This is a genomic window from Nocardia blacklockiae (assembly GCF_015477355.1).
Taxonomy (GTDB): Bacteria; Actinomycetota; Actinomycetes; order Mycobacteriales; family Mycobacteriaceae; genus Nocardia; species Nocardia blacklockiae.
Map to the genome: position 1 here is coordinate 497,989 of NZ_JADLRJ010000002.1, position 14,845 is coordinate 512,833.

At 69.6% G+C, this 14,845-nt stretch carries 13 protein-coding genes; 5 read left to right on the plus strand and 8 right to left on the minus strand.

The genetic code is table 11. The annotated features are described in order from the left end of the window. Nucleotides 1-57: 57 nt before the first annotated feature. Both IU476_RS08170 and IU476_RS08175 read left to right on the plus strand, forming a co-directional pair. Nucleotides 58-2,091 (plus strand): M13 family metallopeptidase, encoded by a 2,034-nt coding sequence (locus IU476_RS08170; protein ID WP_324193930.1) that lies wholly within the window; start codon nt 58-60, stop codon nt 2,089-2,091. Between the two features lie 99 nt (nt 2,092-2,190). After that, complete coding sequence (locus tag IU476_RS08175; RefSeq protein WP_195098309.1) at nt 2,191-2,859, plus strand: AIM24 family protein; 669 nt, start codon at nt 2,191-2,193, stop codon at nt 2,857-2,859. Nucleotides 2,860-2,861: 2 nt separating this feature from the next. Here the strand turns inward: IU476_RS08175 and IU476_RS08180 are convergent, their stop codons facing one another. Then, on the minus strand, nt 2,862-3,443 hold the full coding sequence (locus IU476_RS08180; RefSeq protein ID WP_195098311.1) for a Uma2 family endonuclease: 582 nt from the start codon (nt 3,441-3,443) through the stop codon (nt 2,862-2,864). Between the two features lie 119 nt (nt 3,444-3,562). On the opposite strand from IU476_RS08180, the gene IU476_RS08185 reads away from it, so the two are divergent. Next, nucleotides 3,563-3,928, plus strand: coding sequence for a hypothetical protein (locus IU476_RS08185; RefSeq protein ID WP_195098312.1), 366 nt, complete (start codon nt 3,563-3,565; stop codon nt 3,926-3,928). Here the strand turns inward: IU476_RS08185 and IU476_RS08190 are convergent. Together IU476_RS08190 and IU476_RS08195 are read right to left on the minus strand one after the other, a co-directional pair. Beyond that, nucleotides 3,915-4,334 (minus strand): hypothetical protein, encoded by a 420-nt coding sequence (locus IU476_RS08190; RefSeq protein ID WP_228823327.1) that lies wholly within the window; start codon nt 4,332-4,334, stop codon nt 3,915-3,917. The two genes, IU476_RS08185 and IU476_RS08190, sit on opposite strands and share 14 nt — an antisense overlap. 60 nt (nt 4,335-4,394) lie before the next feature. Then, nucleotides 4,395-7,514 (minus strand): WXG100-like domain-containing protein, encoded by a 3,120-nt coding sequence (locus tag IU476_RS08195; RefSeq protein ID WP_195098314.1) that lies wholly within the window; start codon nt 7,512-7,514, stop codon nt 4,395-4,397. A gap of 272 nt (nt 7,515-7,786) precedes the next feature. Here IU476_RS08195 and IU476_RS08200 point away from each other — a divergent pair, with 272 nt between their 5' ends. Then, nucleotides 7,787-8,110 (plus strand): hypothetical protein, encoded by a 324-nt coding sequence (locus IU476_RS08200; protein ID WP_195098315.1) that lies wholly within the window; start codon nt 7,787-7,789, stop codon nt 8,108-8,110. A 4-nt stretch (nt 8,111-8,114) separates the two neighbouring features. Then, on the plus strand, nt 8,115-8,624 hold the full coding sequence (locus IU476_RS08205; protein WP_195098316.1) for a YbaB/EbfC family nucleoid-associated protein: 510 nt from the start codon (nt 8,115-8,117) through the stop codon (nt 8,622-8,624). Between the two features lie 3 nt (nt 8,625-8,627). Here IU476_RS08205 and IU476_RS08210 read toward each other — a convergent pair whose 3' ends face one another. The 5 genes from IU476_RS08210 to IU476_RS08230 form a co-directional block, all read right to left on the minus strand. Further along, on the minus strand, nt 8,628-10,739 hold the full coding sequence (locus IU476_RS08210) for an amylo-alpha-1,6-glucosidase (protein ID WP_195098318.1): 2,112 nt from the start codon (nt 10,737-10,739) through the stop codon (nt 8,628-8,630). Then, on the minus strand, nt 10,736-11,896 hold the full coding sequence (locus tag IU476_RS08215; protein ID WP_195098320.1) for a glycosyltransferase family 4 protein: 1,161 nt from the start codon (nt 11,894-11,896) through the stop codon (nt 10,736-10,738). Before IU476_RS08215 ends, IU476_RS08210 begins: the two co-directional genes overlap by 4 nt. Before the next feature lie 336 nt (nt 11,897-12,232). Beyond that, complete coding sequence (locus IU476_RS08220) at nt 12,233-13,063, minus strand: ABC transporter permease (RefSeq protein WP_228823328.1); 831 nt, start codon at nt 13,061-13,063, stop codon at nt 12,233-12,235. Next, nucleotides 13,060-13,863 (minus strand): ABC transporter permease, encoded by an 804-nt coding sequence (locus tag IU476_RS08225; protein WP_324193931.1) that lies wholly within the window; start codon nt 13,861-13,863, stop codon nt 13,060-13,062. Before IU476_RS08225 ends, IU476_RS08220 begins: the two co-directional genes overlap by 4 nt. Next, nucleotides 13,860-14,831 carry an ATP-binding cassette domain-containing protein gene (locus tag IU476_RS08230; protein WP_438943989.1) on the minus strand — a complete coding sequence of 324 codons (972 nt, stop codon included), beginning with the start codon at nt 14,829-14,831 and terminating at the stop codon, nt 13,860-13,862. The genes IU476_RS08225 and IU476_RS08230 overlap by 4 nt, the downstream gene beginning before the upstream one ends. Between the last annotated feature and the right edge of the window lie 14 nt (nt 14,832-14,845).

The following is a 14,845-nucleotide window of genomic DNA, read 5'->3' on the forward strand; positions in this document are numbered from 1 at the left end:
CATGCCAGCAAGTCGGCTACGAGCACGGGGGCGAGACCCCGGGGAGTGGGGTTTCTGGTGACATCGTCGGGTCCGGTGCGCCTGCCGCGTCGCGCGTTTCTGATTGCCCTGGGGCTGGCGCCGGCGGCGGCCGCGCTGGCGAGCTGCTCGAACGACGCCGCGCCGAAACAGCTCAACGGCCCGGATCTCACCGGCGTCGACGAGGCGGTCCGCCCGCAGGACGACCTGTACCGCTACGTCAACGGAAAGTGGTTGCGCGACTACCAGCTTCCGCCGGACAAGGCCGGATACAGCGCCGCCAGTGAGGCATTCGAGCGCACCCAAGGCCAGCTGCGCGAAATCATCGACGGCATCAAGGATCCCGAGCCGAACACCGAGGCGCAGCACATCCGCGATCTGTACGACGCGCGCGTCGATCTCGACACCGTCGAGCGGCTGGGCATCACCCCGCTGCAGGACCTGTTCGACCGGATCGACCGCGCCGCAACGAAACCCGACCTCGCGCACGTGATGGGAGAACTGCCGCTGGGCGGACTGATCGGGCTGGGCGTGGGCGTCGACCGGAAGAAGACCGACAGCTACGTGGCGTCGGTCAGCCAATCCGGCATCGGGCTCGGCGAGGAGTACTACCGCAAGCCGGAGCACGCCGAGATCCGCGCCGCCTACCGGACCTATCTCGAGCGGATCGGCACCGGCGCCGGGCTGCCCGACCCGGCGGGCGCGGCGCAGCGCGTGTTCGACCTGGAGACCCGGATCGCCGCGAACCATTGGAACAACGTCCGCGTCCGCGACGCCAACGCCACCTACAACCGCATGACCTGGGCCCAATTGACCGATCTGGGTAAGGGTTTCGACTGGGAGCCGTGGCTGACCGGCAACACCGACCGGCCCAAGGACCTGTTCGGCGAGGTCGTGGTGGGGCAGCCGTCGTTCGTCACCGCGGCGGGGCAGATCTGGGCGGAGACGGACCTCGCTGTCTGGCGGGACTACTTGAAGCTCAGCCTGATTCGCGCGTTCGCCAAGTACCTGCCGAAGGCGATCAACGATGCCAACTTCCAGTTCTTCGGCACGGTGATGTCGGGGCAGAAGGAGCGGCCCGAGAATTGGAAGTACGGCGTCTCGATCGTCGACGACCAGCTCGGCGAGCAGCTCGGCAAACTCTATGTGGCCAAGTACTTCCCGCCCGAGGCGAAGGACGAGGTCAAGAAGATGGTCGCCGACCTGATGAGCGCCTACCGCGAGGATTTCCGCAATTCCAGCTGGATGACGCCGGCCACCCGGGACGCGGCGCTGGTGAAGCTCGACAAGATGAACGTCAAGCTCGGTTACCCGGACAAGTGGACCGACTACTCCGGGCTGCGCATCACCCGGGGCAAGTTGATCGAATCCTTGCGCGCCATCAATGTTTTCGAGGCCAAGCGCATGTTCGACTACCTCGGCAAGCCGGTCGACAAGTCGGAGTGGAACAGCACACCGCAGACCGTCAACGCCTTCTACTCCCCGCCCAACAACGAGATCACCTTCCCCGCAGCCTATTTGCAGGCGCCGTTCTTCGGCAAGGACGCCAAGCTCGCCGTGAACTTCGGCGCGGTCGGCGCGACCATCGGCCACGAGATCGGCCACGGCTTCGACGACCAGGGCTCCAAATACGACGCCGACGGCAATCTGCGCAACTGGTGGAGCGGGGCGGACCGGGCCGCGTTCGACGCCAAGTCGAAGCAGCTGGTGGAGCAGTTCAACGCGCTGGTGCCCGAGGGGCTGGCGCCCGAGCAGCACGTCGACGGCGAGCTGACCCTCGGCGAGAACCTCGCCGACCTGCGCGGTTTGCAGATCGCGCTGGCGGCCTACCGGATCGCGGCGCAGCGCGAGGGCACCGAGCCCGACTACCGCGCCATGTTCCTGTCCTGGGCGCGCAGCTGGCGCGGCAAGCAGACCAAGGAACTCACCGCCGAGCTGCTCACGGATACCCACTCCCCCAACGAGTTTCGCTGCAATCAGGTAGTGCGCAATCTGCCCGAGTTCTACGGCACCTTCGGGGTCAAGGAGGGCGACAAGCTGTTCCTCGCGCCGGAGCAGCGCGTGACCCTCTAGGCGGTTTCGCGGCCGAGCGGCTTTCCCGTGGCGTCCTGGGTTCGCGCGGATATACTGCGGGCCAGCGGGGACAAACAGGACACGGGAGGCCGCTCGGTTATGCGCAGTTCGTTTTTCGGCAATCTGGACCAGGGCCAGCTTCCCGGACATTTCGCTCTACAGAATTCCAAGATGCTGCGGGTCCAGCTCAACGGTGACGTGCTGGCCAAGCAGGGGTCCATGGTGGCGTTCCAGGGCCAGATGGATTTCGACTACGAAGGCGCCGGCGGCCTCGGCAAATTCATCAAGAAGGCCGTGACCGGCGAGGGCGTGCAGCTGATGCGGGTCAAGGGGCAGGGGCTGCTGTTCCTCGCCGACGACGCCGCCGACGTGCAGCTGTTCTTCCTGGAGAACGAGGGCATCACCGTCAACGGTGCCAACGTCCTCGCCTACGACCCGAGCCTGACCTCCAATATCCAGCGTGTGCAGGGCGCGGGCATCGCCGCCGGCGGCCTGTTCAACACCACCCTGCAGGGCACCGGCTGGGTCGCCGTCACCACCCACGGCGCGCCGGTGATGCTCGACGCGAGCCGCGCCCCCACCTTCGCCGACGGCCAGTCCGCCGTCGCCTGGAGCACCAGCCTCCAGGTCGGCGTCAACCGCACCTTCAAGGCCGGCGCCCTGATCGGCCGCGGCAGCGGCGAGGCCATGCAACTCGCCTTCCGCGGCCAGGGTTTCGTCCTGGTCCAGGCCAGCGAGGGCCCCACGGTCCCCCCACACACCCACTGACCTCAGCGCACGAGTTCGTCGAACGAAACCTCGCCGAGCACAACATGTTCCAGCCGCAACAAGCCGTCACGGTGCAGGCGGTGTAGCCGGTATTCGCGGGCGTACGCGTCGAGGCGGAATTCCAGCACCTCGTCGATCCGGTATTTCTCGTCGAGCATCACGACGAGATAGAGCGGGATGCCGACGCGGGCGTATTGCGCCTTCTTGTCGAGCAGATCCTCGGCGGCCGTCGAGGGCGACGACACTTCGACGACGATCAGCGCATCGGGCGACTCGGGCTTGCTGCCCGGCTCGTCCAGGCATCGGTAGACGATCACGTCCGGCCGGCGGAAAGTGAACTTCGGGACCCGCCACAGCACCAAGTCGATATCCGTATCCACGCGAATACACGACTCCGTGCTCGGAAACTGCTCCAGGGCATTGGCCAAGCGGCGCGCCACCCGGTTGTGCTCGGGTGTGGGCGATTCGCACACGATCACATGACCGTGTACGACCTCGATCTCGCGGGCGACGTCCTCGGGCAGTTGCCGATACTGCTCCTCGGTCATCTCGTGCGGAAGCGAATCCACCGGCTGGATCGTCATGCTCGAAGACTACCGAGAACGGCCACCGGGCCCGCGGATCGGGCAACCGGGCGCGGCGGGCAGCGGCTACGATCGCCTTGAACAGCGAGCGAGGGGGTTCGGGGATGACTGGAGCGGGTGTGCAGTTGCGGCTGGCGCGGGTTTACGACGGGCGGGATTCGGGTGGGCGGCCGGTTGCCGAGCGGGCGGCGGTGAATCCTGAAGTGCTGGAAGCAGTTCTGGGGTATCTGGAGGGTGCGCCGGTGGTTCTGGCCGCGCGGCACCTCGATGTGGACGAGTTCGCTCCCGACGAGCACGACGTGCCGCTGAACTATCGGACCGACGGGGTGTGGATCTGGGCCGGGGCGGTACCGCACTACCTCCGCAAGCACGGGTTGGCGCCGGAACCGGAACTGGTGCGGCACATCACAGAACGGGGGTTCCGGGTCGGTGAGGTGGGCGAGGAAGCCAAAGAGCTTGCGGTGGCGGTGATTACGGGGGGTTGAGGGAATCCGCCGCGGGCTGGTTGGGGGCGTCGCGGTCTGTTCTCAGCAGGACACCCGTGACGGAGTCGCCAGGCATGGGCTGCCGTCGGGTGTGTGGGAGGGGAACCTCCACCAGCTTGCCGTCGTAGAGCATCCACAGGCCGAAACAGTCGTCCTCCTCGTCGCGAACCAGGACCTGCACCGAATAGGGATCCGGCCAGGGCAGGGACTCGAGGTGAGGCAACAGGCCTTTCCACACCAATCGATAGAACTGAATGACCCACGCGTAGCATTCGCTCGACCCGGTGCCGTTGCCGGAGAACACCGAATCGTCGACGGGCGTGAAGCACTGCTGCCATTCCCGAGCGGGATCGGGCCGCGTCAGCGGTTCCATGACCTTTTCCGCGCCCCGCGCGAGAACGATCACCTCGGCGAATCTACTCATTGCCGGTCATTCCTCTCGATACCGCGGTTGTCGTCTTGTCGCTCATGGCGTCGAGGCCGAATCGAATCCGGAGGGAAGATGGATCACTCGGATCCGGGGTTCGCTCGCGGTCTCTGCTGCCACCGCGCGCGCCCAGGCCTCGGTCGGCGCCACGAAAATGGCACCGTGGGATTGGTACTTGCTGCCGCCGGGTAGCTTGTTACGCAGCGTAGTTGCCGCCGACTCGGCCTTCACATCGACCTGACTGCTCGTAGTCGCGTCGAATGTCTCGACGCTGTCGATTCGTCCGTTCTTCCAGGTCACCTTGACGAGATCGGCCGTGGTGCCGGTGATTTCGCCGGTTTGGCCGATGTACGCCTTGGGCACGATAGCGGAGTTGTCGTCCTGGAAGAACACTTTGGAGCCGTTTCCGGTGTTCTCGTTGTACAGGTTGCCCGAACGGCGCAACTCTTCGTTCAGGAAATCCCGCGCGTGGATCGCCGCGGTGCTGTCACCCGCCCCATCGATCCGGTGGGGTACTCCGTTCCCGTCGACTATCACCCGCCGCTTTCCGACTTCCTGCTCGCTGAGCGGTTCCATGAGCCTGCTGTCCGCCGGATCGATGCGCCGCGGTTGCTTGCCGGGCTGCTGCCGCTCCTCGGCCTCGTTCGGGTCGAGGCCGTGTTTGTCCGCGGCTTCGGTGCCGGGGGCGAAACCGTCTTCTCCCGCTTTGGTTTTGGTGCCGTCGGGGTGGTGGGTTTCCCATTCGCCGTCCGGGGGGATGCGGGGGCGGCGGTTGCCGTCGGGGCCTGGTTCGGGGGTGCTGGAGTAGACGCGGCCGTGGTTGTCGGTCCAGGCGGATTTGGTGGGGGCCAGGACGTCGGTGCCCAGGTGGGTGGCGAGGCGGGCGGCGAAGCCGTTGGTGGCGGCGTCGCAGCCGATCAGGCGGATCGGGGATTTGCCGTCCCAGCCGGCGTTGCGGAGGAGGTGGCCGTATTCCTCCGGGGTGTATTTGTGGCCGCCGATCACCGCGTGGCCGTCCTCGCTGATGTGGACGTCGGCGCTGAAGTGGCGCGCGGCGCGCGGGACCCGGTGCGGAAGATCGCCCATCGAGGTGTCCCCGCGATGGTGGGAGACGCCGGCGGGCGTCCGCTCCCCGTGGCGAGCGTGCGCTTCCTCGATGCTCGGCCGGGGTTGCAGCGGACCGGTCTCGTGCGGGTCCGGCCGGTCGTGGTGGGGCGAGTGCTCGTCGTGCGAGGTCTCGTGGCGCGCGGATCGCGGATCGGCGGCACCGTGAGCGGGCTCGGCCCTGCGTGCGTGAGGTGTCGGCTCGACACCGGTACCGTGCGCGTGAACGGGCGGGGTGGTATCGCCCACCGCGGGGTGGGAAGGGCTTCCGGCACCCTCGCCGCTACGCGCGGGCATCGCGCTCACCCCAGGCCGAGAAGCCCCTCCCACCTCCGAATGTTGCGGTGGCACACCGGCACCGGGCCGCGCCGACTCAGTGGCATCACCAGCACGCCCGGTCGGGGTTCCGTCACCAGCACTCCCGGGCGGCGTTCCGTCACCAGTGCGGGGCGGCACCGTTGCGTCCCCGGTCTTTGCTGGGCCTACCCCGTCACCAGCACGCCCGGGCGCGGCTACGTCACCGGCGCGAGGCGGCACGGTTGGGTTCCCGGCCCGTGCCGGTCCGGCGGGGTCACCGGCCCTGCCTGCGGTCGGGGTATCGCCCCGCGCCGAGTGTGTCGGGGTGCGCGGGTCGCTGCCGGGACCTCCTGTGGGAGAGGCGGTTTCGGGCGGACGCGCGGATGAGTGCGGGGTGCCGGTGTCGACCGGTCGCGCTGTCGAGGTGGGGGTGGAGCGGTCCGGGGAAGCGGGGGCGTGGGAATCGTTGCGTGCGGCAGCGGGTTCGGAGCCGACGGGATGGCCGCCACCAGCGGCGTGGGTGGCCGGTGGCACGAAAGGGCGGTCCACTCCGGCCTGGCCGGAGTCCACGCGACCCCCGCCATGCTCAGGCAAACCGCCGCGGCCGCTTGCGGCGTGCTCGGTCGTGTCCGGCCCACCCCCGTGCTCGCTTCCGGCGGGATGCACGTCGGATACGCCGCGGCTTACCGCACCGGCCGTGCTGTGGCCACCGCTGTCGGAGCCGGTGGTGTGCAGCGGGGCGCTGCCGTCGGGGGTCGGTGCTGTGTGTGCTGGGTTCGATGAGGGGGCGGTGTGTTCGGGGTGTGGGGCGGCCAGGTTGGGCTGGTCGCGCATGCCGGGGCCGAGGCCGTGGCCGGCGCCGTGGAGGGCGCCGGGGAGCGTGCCGGCGGTGAGCATGCGGGGGTCGAAGTGCCAGTCGCCGGTGAGGGCGCCCTGGGTTGCGTAGGCGCCCAGGGCGTTTGCTCCGCCGCCGACCATGCCGGCCAATCGGTCGGCGACCAACCGGTCACCGAAAGTCTTGTTGCCGAACACCTTTGCCAGCGGGCCGAGGGCGGCGCGGCCCGCGCCCGCACCGACCAGCCCGCCTACCGCGCCCGTCGCACCGGACAGTGCGACCTGGCCCCAGTCGACGCCGTCGCGACGCCCGAACACGCTCTGGTAGTCCTGGATCGCGAGGTCCGGCGCCGCGTTCATGCCCGCGTCGATGGCCAGGTGGATCAGCAGCCGTTTGGCGAACGGCGATTTCAGCGCCGCCATCAGCGCGTGCTTCAGTCCCTGTTCGCTCAGCCGGGTGAGCAGCCGCCGGACCAGCATCCGCACGCCCACCCGGGTGCCCGCGATGAGCAGCGCCTCCTCCGCCGGTGCGGTCGGCGGGAACAACCAGACCAGCGCGATCTCCGCCGCCAGCATCACCAGCGTGGCGTAGAACATGAGCTTGGTGTATTCGAATTCGTTGCCGGTCGCGTCGGCGGTCTCGGCCACCCCGTTGAACCATTTGACCAGCTCTTCGACCGACCCCTCGCCGGTGCGCATCGCCTGGAGCTGCCGGATCATCTGCTCGCCGCCCGCGCCCTCCGGGTAGGCCGCCCGGATCGCGGCGATGGCGTCGTCGATGTCCCGGCCGATGCCGTCGAGGGAACTCGCCGCCGCGCGCCAGTCGTCGGCCAGCTCCCACATCAGATCTTCGTTGCCCTCGGGCCACTCCATGCCGACGGCCCAGCCGAGACCGTCCGCCAGCGGCGGCTTCCAGATCACCATCGCCTACCCCCCGGACGACATCGCCTGCGACACCGGGCTTCACGGCTTCCCGGCAACCCACAGCACCCGAGGCTTCGCACGGAAGCGCCGAAAAGGCTATGCCCCAGCAACTTTCGATCACCACGGCAGCGGGCGCGCCGCCACTCTCGCACACCGATTTCGCGTCCCGCAACCCCCAAAAACCTCTGTCGCACAGAGTTTTCGGACAATATTGCGGCAGCCGCCACCCCGGCGTTATGGTCGCTTCACGTCCAGGGGAGGAGCGTGCGCGCATGACAGGCCGGAAAGTTCGAATCGATCCCACCTTGCAGCGCCGGGCGGCGGCCAAGGCCCAGCACGTCAGCGACCGCATCGCCGACGCGCTGACCACGTTGGAGGCGTCCGCCGACGCCAAGGGCAGCCCGTGGGGGAACGACCGGTACGGCACCCAATTCGCCGACGGCGAGGGCAACAACGGCTACAACGCGGCCCGCGCCAACCTGAAGAAACTCACCGGCAGCCTGGGCGACCACTCGGGCGAGCACAGCTCCGGCCAGCAGCGGGCCGCCACCCTGCACGACAACACCGACACCGGCAGCGCCGAACAGTTCCGGTGACGTCGTGGCCAACGAGCACGCGAAGCGCGAACTCGCCGACCTGCTGACCGCCTTCGACCAGCAGGTCCGGACCATCGCCGACATCCACGAGCGCCGCGCCCGGATGACCGCGACCGGCACCGCCCGCCGCAAGCGGATCACCGTCACGGTCAACGCCGAGGGCACCCTGATCGAGACGCGATTCAGTGCCGATATCGGCGACCTCGAGTACGCCGACATCGCGCGCGGCGTCACCGAGGCGGCGCAGCACGCGGCGGCGGAGATGACGCGCAAGACGGCCGAACTCATGCGGCCGCTCCAGCAGCAGCGCGCCCGGATGCCCAAGCTCTCCGACCTGATCGAGGGCATGCCCGACCTGTCTACCCAGGTGCCGCCCCGGCCGCCGATCTCTACCGCACCGCCCGGCGCACCCGAAAGAGGGGAGCCCGCAGCGGATTCCGCGCCGGAGTTCGCCGACGTCGAGGAGATCGACCGCACCGATACCCGCCGCGGCGTCACCGACTCCGGCTGGTGAGCGTCAGTGGGTGATCAGCCGCCAGTCGTCGGGCAGGTTCGACGCCGAGATGTGGTCGCCGTCGACGGCCAGATCGATCACCGAACCTCCCAGCCGCAGATCGGTGAGTTCGACGCGACCCCACCGGGGCGGCAGGTGCGGTAGCACGGTGAGCGTGCGGCGCGGCGCGTCCGGTTCCAGGCCGAGGAACGAGCGCACCAGCAGCAGCGGCGCGGCGCTGGCCCACGCCTGCGGCGAGCACGACGTCGGGTAGGGCACCGGCGCGGAGAACCTGGAACGCGGGAAACCACAGAACAATTCGGGCAGCCGCCCGCCGAAGGCCGCGGCCGCGTCGAGCAGACCGTCGGCCAGCCGGGTGGCCAGCTCGACCGCCCCGGGCACGTGCCGGTACCGCAGCAGCCCGGCGACCGTGATCGCCGTGTCGTGCGGCCACACCGAACCGTTGTGGTAGCTCATCGGATTGAACGCGCCCATGTTGGAAGCCAGTGTGCGCAAACCGAATCCGGTGTCCATCTCCGGGCCGGACAGGTGCCGCACCAGCTGCTCGGCCTGCTCGTCGGTGGCGATCCCGGACCACAGGCAATGCCCCACGTTGCTGGTCAGCGCGTCGACGCGGCGCTTGCGGCCGTCCAGAGCGACCGCGTACCAACCTCTTTCGGGCAGCCAGAACGCCTCGCTGAACTTGGTGCGCAGCTGGGCGGCGTGCTCGCGCCGGCGGGCGGCGTGGGCCGGGTCGCCGAACTCCTCGGCCAGCTCCGCGCGCGCCAGCAGCGCCGCGTAGACGTAGGACTGCACCTCGCACAGCGCGATCGGGGCCTCGGCGAGATGTCCGCCGATGTCGTTGATGCCGTCGAAACTGTCCTTCCACCCCTGATTGACCAGGCCGCGGTCGGTGGCGCGCTGGTATTCGACGAAGCCGTCGCCGTCCCGGTCACCGAAGTGGGTGATCCAGTCCAGCGCGGCGTCGGCGGCCGGCAGCAGCGCCTGCACCGCGTCCGGCGGCGCACCCCAGCGCCGCGCCTCGGCCAGCAGCATCACGAAAAGCGGTGTGGCGTCGACGGTTCCGTAATAGGTCTCGCCGCCCAGCGCCAGCCCGCCGGAGGGCCCGCGCCGGATCTCGTGCATGATCCGCCCCGGCTCCTCCTCGGTGAGCGGGTCCACCCGCTGGCCCTGCATCTCGGCCAGCTGCTGCATGGTGCCCAGCGCCAGGCCGACATCCAGCGGCAGCGCCATCCACGCGGTGAGCAGGCTGTCGCGCCCGAACAGCGTCATGAACCAGGGCGCACCCGCCGCGACGAAGGTGCGGCCCTCGCGCGACTCGTCGTGGATCTGCAACGCGCCCAGGTCGCTCTCGGTGCGCTGCAGGACCGCGGTGAGCAGCGGGTCGCCGGTGGTCAGCTTGGTCGCCGTGTCCCGCCAGGCCTCGATCTTGCGGCCGGGTTCGCTGGCCTCGTAGTGCTCGCCGGGCCGCACCGGCAGGTGCACGCGCTGGTTGGCCATGGTCGGCTGGGCCAGGATCTCGGTCTGCCAGCGGCCGCCGGCGGGCACCACCACCCGCCACGTCATCGACCCGGGCAGCACCGTCGGCGGTTCCGACGACGAGATCGCCAGTCCGCGAGCACGATCCGAGCGGTCGTTGAGCAGCAGTTCGTTGTCGGTGACCAGCACCTCGGCCCGGCCGTGGCCCTCGCGCCCCTCCTTCACCGCGAACAGGTCGACGAAATCGGCGTCGGCGTGCAGCTCCAGCGTCACCGCCGTGGGTTCGCGGCCGAGGTTCTCCAGGGTGACCGTTTCGCACAGGCCGTCGGCGACCAGGCGTTCCCGCACCACCAGCAGGCTGCTGTCGGCCGCGCCGGCCCGGGGCGGCCGCCGCGCGATGAACCGCGCGGTGAACGCCTCCGGGCTCAGCACCGACAGCGGCTCCGGGCGCTGGCCGTCCACCCGCAATTCCCACCGCGACACCACGCGGGCGTCGCGGTAGAACAGTCCTTGCGCGGTACCGGGTTCGACGTCGCCGACCCGGTCGGACAGACAGAACGTGCTGCCCTCGACCAGCGTCACCGAGCCGCCGAGCAGCGCCGGCTCGCCCGAATTCAACGGCGTGGGACCCGTCATGCGGAATCACCGGCGACGAGGCCCGGTGCGGCGGTCGCGGCGGGCCAGGACCGGATCGTGGTGGCGGCCCGGTTCACTCGCGGGGAGCGGCGCGACCGCAGCACGCGCCGATACACCTGTTCGTAGCCGCGGCCCAGGGTGTCGGCGCCGAAGTTCGCCAGCACGTGCGCGCGGCACGCCGCTGGGTCGTAGTCCTGGACCTCCTTCATCGCGATCGGCAGTTCGGCGGGATCGTCGCAGATCCGGCCCGTCACGCCGTCCACGATCACCTCCGCCACCGCGCCGCCGCGCAGCGCGACCACGGGGGTGCCGCAGACCATCGCCTCGATCATCACCATCCCGAACGGTTCCTCCCATTGCACCGGGAACAGCAGGCACTTGGCTTCGGACAACAGTTTTCGCTTGGCGGCGGCGTCGGCCATGCCGAAAACGTGGTCGCGTTCGGTCAGCAACGGCCGCACCGCCTCGTCGAAGTACGCCTTCTCCGGGGGTTCGTTGCACTTGCCGGCGAGCACCAGCGGGATACCGGCCGCGTGCGCCGCCTCCAACGCCAGGTGCGGCGCCTTGCACGCGCTGAACCTGCCCAGGAACAAAGCGTAGTCGCTCTTCTCGGTCCGGAAGGGCCATTCGCCGACTCGCAGCGCATTGTGCACCCGCCCGACCCAGTTCAGGTCGGGGGCGAGCGCACGCTGGCGGTCGCTGATCGCCACCAGCGACACGTCGTCGCCCAATTGGCTGTAGTAGTCGTAGGGTTCGCCGTCGACCGGACCGTGCACGGTGACCACCGTCGGCAGCCCCAGTCCCGCGTAGAACGGCGCGCTCAGCGGGCCCGCGAAGGTGTGGTCGTGCACCAGGTCGACGCCCTCGCGCGTCACCAGCTTCTCGAGGGCGCGGCGAGTCTTCAACGCGTGCAGCACCTCCGGGAACGGATCGCCGAGCCGGTCGGCCTGGATCCGCTCCCACACCGGGATGAAACGGGCCTTGGTGCCCGGCTCGCCGGCCCCGAACAGGGTCACCTCGTGACCACGCGCGAGCAGCGCGTCCACCAGATCGGCGACGACGGCCTCGACGCCGCCGTACGCCTTGGGCGGGACATCGAAGTAGGGCGGAACCACCATGGCGATGTGAAAGGTGTCGTGCGCGAACAGTGCGGTCATGTTCCTTCTCCTGGAGGACACGCAGACGGCCGTGACCGACCGGCGGGGATCCGGCGCACGAGGGCGCGGACCTCCGTCAGGGGTGCTGTTCAGCGATGAAACCTGCCCGGACTTCCCGCTACCGGTGAGGTGCGCGGCGGTCGCTGCGCTGGCCGGCGCGGACCGGATATCCACGGCGCCCGAGGCGCAACATCGCGCCGGGTGGCCAGCGGCTGATCACCACTCTAGCGCCGGAGCCCGCCCCGGTCGGGCGGTTCGGCGAACGTTGCTGAGATGTAACAGCAACGGCCGCAACATGATTCGTGGCCCAAACCGTGTCCCGGCCGTTGCCGCCGGCTAGCCCTCGGCGGCGTTGCGGTAGCCGCGAACGGCCAGCGCGCCGAAGACGGCGATCAGGCCCACCGCCCAGGCCAGGGTCTGCAGCACCGGGACGGCCAGCGGGCCGCCCAGCATGAAGTTGCGCATCGCCTCGATGGCACAGCTCATCGGCTGCGCCCGCACGACCGGTTGCAGCCAGCCCGGATAGTTCTGCACCGGCACAAATCCGGAGTTGAAGAACATCCCGACCAGCACCACGATCGCGAACAGCTGCACCACCTTGTCGCCGACGCTGCTCACCCCGACCATCACGACCACCGGCGTGAACCCGGCGATGACGACGACGGGCACGACCAGCACGCCGAGCGCACCGGCCCAGCCCTGTTCGAAGCGCAGCCCGAGCAGCATCCCGACGACGACCACCACGACGGTGGCGGCGGCGGCCCGGCCGCATTCGGCCAGCAGTCGCCCGATCAGGCCGGCGGCGCGGTGGATCGGCAGCACCCAGAACCGGCGCAGCAGACCGCTCTCCCGCTCGCCGAACAGCGACAGCCCGGTCCCCATCGCGCCGTACATGGCCCCGGCCACCGCGATCATCGGCACGAATCCGTAGATCGGGTCGGTCGGGCCGGTCGCGCCCAGCGCCCGGTCCAGCACCAGGTCGTACATCAGCAGCAGCAGGATCGGGAACACCAGCGTGCTGGTGATCACCTCCGGCTGGCGCGACCACCGGCGCAGCAGGCGACCGGCCTCGATCAGGCTCTGCGACGGCAGCGAGCCCAGCGCGGACCGGCTCTCCAGCCCGGTCGCACCCGTAATGTCCACTCGCACAGCTTCTTCCACGCTCATGCCCGTCGCCCTTCCGCACGCACCGCCAGCACGGCGCCGATCACCAGCAGACCCGCGATCCACGCCACGGCCACGCCGAGCTCGGCGACGAAGCGGCCGTCGGCCAATCCGCGCAGCGCCGCGGTGATCTGCGAGACCGGCTGATTGCGGACGAACGGCTGAATCCAGCCCGGGAAGCCTTCCGCCGGAACGAATCCCGTCGATGCCAGAATGAGCAGCAACTGCGGGCCGAACAGCACGGTGCCGCTCAGCTCCGAGTTGCGGGTCACGGTCCCGAGCGCGTCGGTGGCGAACACCAGCGCGGCGCCGAAGGCCAGCACCAGCGCGACGAAAAGCACTGCCGCACCGGCGGAATGGAAACGGAACCCGAAGACGCTGCCGATCACCAGCGCACCGACCAGCGCGGTCACCGTGCGCACCAGGCTCGCCGACATCCGCGCGGTCACCGGGACCCACGGCGGCACCGGCATGGACCGCAGCCGGGTGGCCATGCCGCCCACCACTTCCCGCGCGGCCCGGTCACCGGCGAACATCGAGGTGAAGAACATCGCGAACACCGCGATGACGGGCAGCAGGTACTGGGCGTAGTTCACACCCGGCCCCTCCAGCGAACGCCGCAGCGGCACATAGAAACAGATGAAGAACACCATCGGCTGGAACAGCGCCAGCACCACGTCGCCCTCGCGCAGCGTGGTGCGGATGCTGCGCCCGCTCAGGGCGCTCAGTTGCAGCCCCGCCGGGATGCTCAGCTCGTCCCGGGCGATGCCGGGCACCTGCGAGGAGGTCACCGCCGCCGTCACGCCCCGGCTCCCACGGCCGGTTTGGTCAGCTCGATGAAGACCTCGTCGAGCGAGGGGCGGCGCAGCGCGATATCGATCAATTCGATTCCGGCGGTGTTGATCCGGTTCAGCGCCTCCGAGAGCGTCACCGCCCCGTCCGGCGCGGGCAGCGAGACCCGGTCGCGCGAATCCGCGACGGTGATCTCCCCCAGGCCCGACAGCGCCGTGACCACCGCGGGCACGTCGCCGGCGTCGACCGGGACCACCTCGCAGTAGCTGGCGCCCGAGCGGGCCTTGAGCTGGTCGGCGGTGCCCTCGGCGATCACGGTGCCCTTGTCGACGACGATGATGTTGTCGCTCAACGCATCCGCCTCCTCGAGGTACTGCGTGGTGAGCAGGATGGTGACGCCCTGCTCCTTGAGCGAGCGCACCAGGGCCCACAGGCTCTGCCGGCTCACCGGGTCCAGGCCGGTGGTCGGCTCGTCGAGGAAGACCACGCTGGGCGGGCGCACCAATCCGCAGGCGATGTCGATGCGCCGCCGCATGCCGCCGGAGTACTGGCCGACGCGCCGGTCGGCGGCCTCGGTCAGCGCGAACTGCTCGAGCAGTTCGGCGGCCCGCGCCTGCGCGGACTTGCGGCGCAGGCCCATCAGCCGGCCGAACAGCACCAGATTCTCACGGCCGGTGAGCATCTCGTCCAGCGCGGCGTACTGGCCGGTCAGCATGATCGAGGAGCGCACCTTGGCGGCGTCGCGGACCACGTCGTAGCCCGCGACCTCGGCGCGGCCGGCATCGGGCCGCGTGAGGGTGGAGAGGATGGACACCGTCGTGGTCTTCCCGGCCCCGTTGGGACCCAGCACACCCAGCACGGTGCCGGCGGGCACGCTGAAGGTGATGCCGCGCAAGGCTTTCACCTCGCCGAACGACTTCTCCACGGACTCGACCACGATCGCGTTGCCCGCGTTCGGCGAACCGGCCGCCCCTGTCACTGATTCCGACACAA

Coding starts and splice junctions, on each gene's coding strand:
- IU476_RS08215 (WP_195098320.1), bottom strand. CDS start 11,896: ATGACCGCACTGTTCGCGCACGACACCTTTCACATCGCCATGGTGGTT.
- IU476_RS08195 (WP_195098314.1), bottom strand. CDS start 7,514: ATGGTGATCTGGAAGCCGCCGCTGGCGGACGGTCTCGGCTGGGCCGTC.
- IU476_RS08220 (WP_228823328.1), bottom strand. CDS start 13,063: ATGAGCGTGGAAGAAGCTGTGCGAGTGGACATTACGGGTGCGACCGGG.
- IU476_RS08175 (WP_195098309.1), top strand. CDS start 2,191: ATGCGCAGTTCGTTTTTCGGCAATCTGGACCAGGGCCAGCTTCCCGGA.
- IU476_RS08210 (WP_195098318.1), bottom strand. CDS start 10,739: ATGACGGGTCCCACGCCGTTGAATTCGGGCGAGCCGGCGCTGCTCGGC.
- IU476_RS08180 (WP_195098311.1), bottom strand. CDS start 3,443: ATGACGATCCAGCCGGTGGATTCGCTTCCGCACGAGATGACCGAGGAG.
- IU476_RS08200 (WP_195098315.1), top strand. CDS start 7,787: ATGACAGGCCGGAAAGTTCGAATCGATCCCACCTTGCAGCGCCGGGCG.